Source organism: Rhodothermales bacterium (assembly GCA_034439735.1).
GTDB lineage: Bacteria > Bacteroidota > Rhodothermia > Rhodothermales > JAHQVL01 > JAWKNW01.
In genome coordinates, this window is the sequence record JAWXAX010000267.1 from 1 (window position 1) to 4,928 (window position 4,928).

Consider the following 4,928-nt stretch of genomic DNA (forward strand, 5'->3'; position numbering starts at 1 on the left):
ACCACGGCGCGCTCGCGGCCGAGAGCCAGGTAGGCTTCGGCAGCACGTTTACGCTGACGCTGCCAAGGGGCCGCGCCCACCTGAAGGACGAGGAGGTGATCGCCGAGGAGGCGGACGTTGAGCATTCGCCTTCGGCGTCCGGGGTGGACGAGGTTGACGGGATGGGGGGCGGTGGATCGTTGGGGTCCACCCCGGCTACACCGGCGCACGCCTCATCGGCACAGCCCATCCCCACGATCCTCCTCGTCGAGGACAACGCCGACGTCCGCGCCTACCTGAAGAGCCACTTGCTGGCCTACCACGTCCTCGAAGCCGAAGACGGCGAGGCCGGCCTGGCGCTGGCCCTGTCCGCGCTGCCGGACCTGGTCATCAGCGACGTGATGATGCCCAGGCTGGACGGCTACGGGCTCTGCGCGGCGCTGCGGAAGGACCGCCGGACGCAGGACATCCCCGTGGTGCTGCTGACGGCGAAGGCGGCGGAGGAGGACAAGATTGAAGGCCTCAAGGCCGGGGCGGACGACTACCTGTACAAACCCTTCAGTGCGCGCGAACTGCTGGCGCGGACGGAGAACCTGATCCACCGGAATCAGTCGCTGAAGAAGCAGTACCGCCAGGAGGTCGTGCTGAAGCCGACGCAGATCACGGTAACGTCGGCCGACGCGGCATGGCTGGAGAAGGTGCGCTCGGTGATCGAGGCGCAGATGGGAGAGAGCCAGTTCGGGGTGGAGCGGTTGGCAGAGGAAGTGGGTCTGGGCCGGCGCCAGCTGCAGCGCCGGATACACGAGCTGACGGGCCGGACGGCGCACGGGTACATCCAGGAGAGCCGGCTGGAGCGGGCGCGGCAGCTGCTGGAGCAGAAAGCCGGCAATGTGTCCGAAGTGGCGTACCGGGTGGGGTTCCGGGACCCGAGGCATTTTGCCCGGCTGTTTCAGAAAACGTACGGCAAGCCGCCGTCGCGGTGGGGGTGAGGGGGGATGAAGGACCCCTATGAGTATGGACTGGCGACCTTAAGTCGTCTCATACCCTCGAATATCCGGCCAACGTTTGCGGGTGGATAAATCGGACAGAAATGGGGCTCTTTTCGGCGGATGATCCATTCCGCACCTTGATGTCCGATTTGCCACCATGTGGTTTGGGTAGCTTGGGTGTGTCAAATAGTCTGTCCCCTTTCCCAAACGTCCCATCTAGAGGTACTCCAATGAAAACTTTTCTACCGGGCCTGCTGTTTGTAGGCTGTATGTTTGCCCTTTCCGCCTGTGATAGCGCGTCGATCAGCGATGCGGAGGCCCCTGAAATCCCCGGCGCCAATGGCGTGCGCACGGTGAGTTCGTCCGAGATGTTGCCCTTTCAAGCGTCAGGAAGCGTTGGGGGAGGGGTGCTTCCTGTGGGCGTTTTTTACCCTCCAACAAATGGCGGCGAGTCTAAGCTCGTTCGTACGAGCGACTTCGTCGAGTACACCATCAATACGACTGGACTGCCCATGGGCGCATATACCGTATGGACGATATTATTAAATAAACCGGAGAATTGCCTCACCACTCCGTGCAGTCTAGTCGATCTCTTTCAGCGGCAGGAGGAAACCGATGGGTCGGCGTACTGGGGTACTGGCGGCGTGGTGGAGGCCAGCGGACACGGCTACTTCAAAGCCCGCGTCCCGAAAGGATTTTTCCCCACTAATCCCGACCAGATTGCATGGCCGGGGAGCGGTCTTCAGAATCCGATGGGGGCCGAATTCCACTTGCTTGTTAAATATCACGGCCTGGCCTCGGATGACCCCGACATGCTGTATGCGCAAACCCACACGCTGTTGGGGGGCTGCTCCGAAGGCGCTAACGCGCTTGGTGTCCATTGCTTTGACCCGCAGCTAGTGATTCATCTACCCTGATCCCCCTTCTTTACTGCAAGCCCGGAAAATCCTCCGCTACCTGGTGTGGCGGGGGATTTTTCGGTTTCTGGAGATGCCGAAAAAGGCACACGAGCCGGGAAGCACCCCGAAAAGAAAAGATTATATCGCATCGGGTTTGACAACCTCACAGATAATATGTTAGCTATGAGATTTTCACGGCGCCCAGGAAAGAGCCGGAAGGGACGGAAGAAAACCGGCGTACCCTGTTATTTTCTCTCGACCAATGTTCGGCTACAAGACGCTTCGTGCCCTCCTTTGCGGTGTGTTCGTACTGGTATGCGCCGACGGTCGGGCGCAGGTGGTGCCGTATACCGGCGTCGACCGGCCGTGGGAGCCGCGTATCCAGTTCGATCGGATGCCGATTGAGCAGGGTGCCTTCGGATGGCGCTTTTACGCGGCCCTTCAAGACGACGCAGGATTTGTCTGGTTTGCGACCCGCTATGGTCTACTGCGCTTCGACGGGTACACCTTCACGCCGATCGAACGTGACCCCGAAGACCCTGCCTCGGTGCGTACGGTCTGGTCCGGGGACGGCTTCATGTCCAAAGATGTGGACGGGACGTTCTGGTTCGGTACGGCGGCCGGCCTTGAACACTTCGATCCCGTCACACGCCGGGTCCTCGCCAGGTATGAGCACGATCCCGCGGATTCCAGTTCGATCGGCAGCAATAGAATCAGTGCGTTCGCCCGTGATTCGAGCGGGCGATACTGGATAGGCACCTCCACTGGGCTCAATCTGTTCGACCCGGTGCGTGGAACCTTCAGGCCGATTTACTACACCGAGCCCGATGGACGTCGGCTTTCGATCGGCTGGGTACGCGCGATTGCGCAAGACATCGATGGTAAACTCTGGCTCGGGGGAGCCGACGGATGGCCCTGGGAGGCCAACGCGGAGAATCGATTGATCGGAGGACTGCTCCGCTTCGATCCGGAGACGGAAACCTTCCAGAAGTATTATCACAGCGGTCCAGAGAGCGGCCATACACACGACCTCGAAGTGGAATCGATCCTGGTGGATAGGAGAGGATCGGTCTGGTTTGGGATGTGGAGTGAAGACGGACTCCACCGCTATGACCGAACCCGGGACGAGGTTGTACACCTAGCCTTCGATCCTGGCCAACCGGACGCTCTGAGCGCCCCCAGACAAAGAGATGCTGTCGTGCATGGCTCCGATCCACTGGAGCCGGGCATACGATTCATTCACGAGGATTCCGAGGGGATCATCTGGATCGGCGGCTTTGAACTGGGCCTCAACCGATACAACCCCGATACCGGAGTGATGCAGCATTATGAGGCCGACCCCTCCGATCCTGAAGGCCTGATCGAAGACAGTCTGTGGGGTATGCTGGAAACCAGGGAGGGGACCAAGTGGGTGCTCACCTGGGGAGGCATCAATCGGATTCGGTCTACCACAGGTCGGTTCGATTTTTACCGCTTTCGATCCAGCACGTCGCCGGCCCTATCCGACGGTCGAATCGCGGCGGCGTACGAAGACAACCAGGGATACCTCTGGTTCGGCACCTTCTTCGGTGGAGTAAATCGGGTGGATCGACGGACCGGCGCCGTCCGTGTTTACCGAAATGACCCTTCGGATCCAGCGAGCCTGGGTAATGACTTCGTCTATCGTATTGCTCCCTTTGCCACGGACCCCAACCGGTTGTGGCTGAGGACGATAACTGGTTTAAGCAGTCTCGACCTCTCGACGGGACGGATCACGAATCACTTTGAGAATTTTCCGGACGATCACCCGGATTTTAACCAGATTCCGGATGTACGCGGCCTCTCCATCGACGGCGAATTCCACATCAAGGACTCCTGGGGAGCCGGCTTAAGGATTTGTGAGAATGGCAATGATACCTGTGAGCGGATTGAAGCCAGCGCAGACCGCTATGGATTGCATGACGCCTTCATCACGCAGAGCTATTGCAGCCGCCTGACGGGTTGTTGGATCGGTACGCGAGATGGGGGGCTCTTTCAAATGGAGCGCTTCGGGACGGAGTGGCGCTTCCATCAGCACTTGCCCGATAGAAGTTATATCACGAGTATTCATGAACGCCCCAATGGCGAACTGTGGGTATCCTCCTATCTCGGATTGTTCTGGCGAGCGCTCGATGGGACGTGGACGCGTTTGACCAGCCAGGATGGCCTGCCGAGCACCATCGTCGCACATATCATTCCTCATGGTGACGATGAGTTATGGATCGTCACAACGGCCGGCCTTACCCGCTATCAATTCTCGACAGGACGTTTTCGTCATTTTGTAGGCGAAAACGATCTCCAGAAGAACTTTTTGTACACAACCTCAGCCATCAGGAACGAAGCCGGGGAAATCATTATCGGTGGACTCAATGGGTTTCTGGCGTTTCATCCAGATCGCGTAAAAGCGCTGGAGAACCTCATCGCACCCCGCGTTTACATCGATCGTTTCGTGGGCTCGTCCGGTTTATCCCCCGAAAAAACAGAGACGGGTAACTCGGTGTTGCGTTTCGATGAACGTGATGTTGAACTCTCGTATATCGGACTGCACTACGATGATCCGGAGCAGATCCGTTATATGTACCGGCTCGATGGCTACGACGCCGACTGGATCGACGCCGGCGCTCGGCGCTCCGTTCGTTACCCCCGCCTGCCGGCCGGCGACTTCACCTTCCGCGTTCGCGCCGCCAACCCCGATGGCTACTGGAGCGAAGACAGGACGTTCGCCTTCACCATACTCCCCCCCTGGTGGCGGCATCCCCTGGCTTATCTATGCTACGTCCTGCTCGCGGCCGGCCTCATCTTCGCCGTCGACCGCATGCGGCGCGCCCGCCTCATCGCTCGCGAGCGCATGCGCGCCTCGCACGAACACGCCCGCCTCGTCGAAGACCTGGACCGCACCAAAACTCGCTTCTTCGTCAACCTCTCCCACGAGTTCCGCACGCCCCTCACGCTCCTCCTCGGCCCCATCCGCGATGCCCTCGCCGGCGCGTACGGGGAGATCAACCCCCGCCTACTTCACCAGCTCGGCCCCATGCACCGCGCG

The 4,928-nt window shown here is 59.9% G+C and carries 3 protein-coding genes; all 3 read left to right on the forward strand.

Features of this window, described 5'->3' with window-relative positions; all coding sequences use genetic code 11:
• Nucleotides 1-968: response regulator (locus SH809_18725; protein MDZ4701754.1), on the forward strand; the 968-nt coding region annotated here is incomplete at its 5' end.
• Nucleotides 969-1,198: 230 nt separating this feature from the next.
• Nucleotides 1,199-1,885 (forward strand): hypothetical protein, encoded by a 687-nt coding sequence (locus SH809_18730; protein MDZ4701755.1) that lies wholly within the window; start codon nt 1,199-1,201, stop codon nt 1,883-1,885.
• Nucleotides 1,886-2,129: 244 nt separating this feature from the next.
• On the forward strand, nt 2,130-4,928 hold a 2,799-nt coding region (locus tag SH809_18735; GenBank protein ID MDZ4701756.1), incomplete at its 3' end, for a two-component regulator propeller domain-containing protein.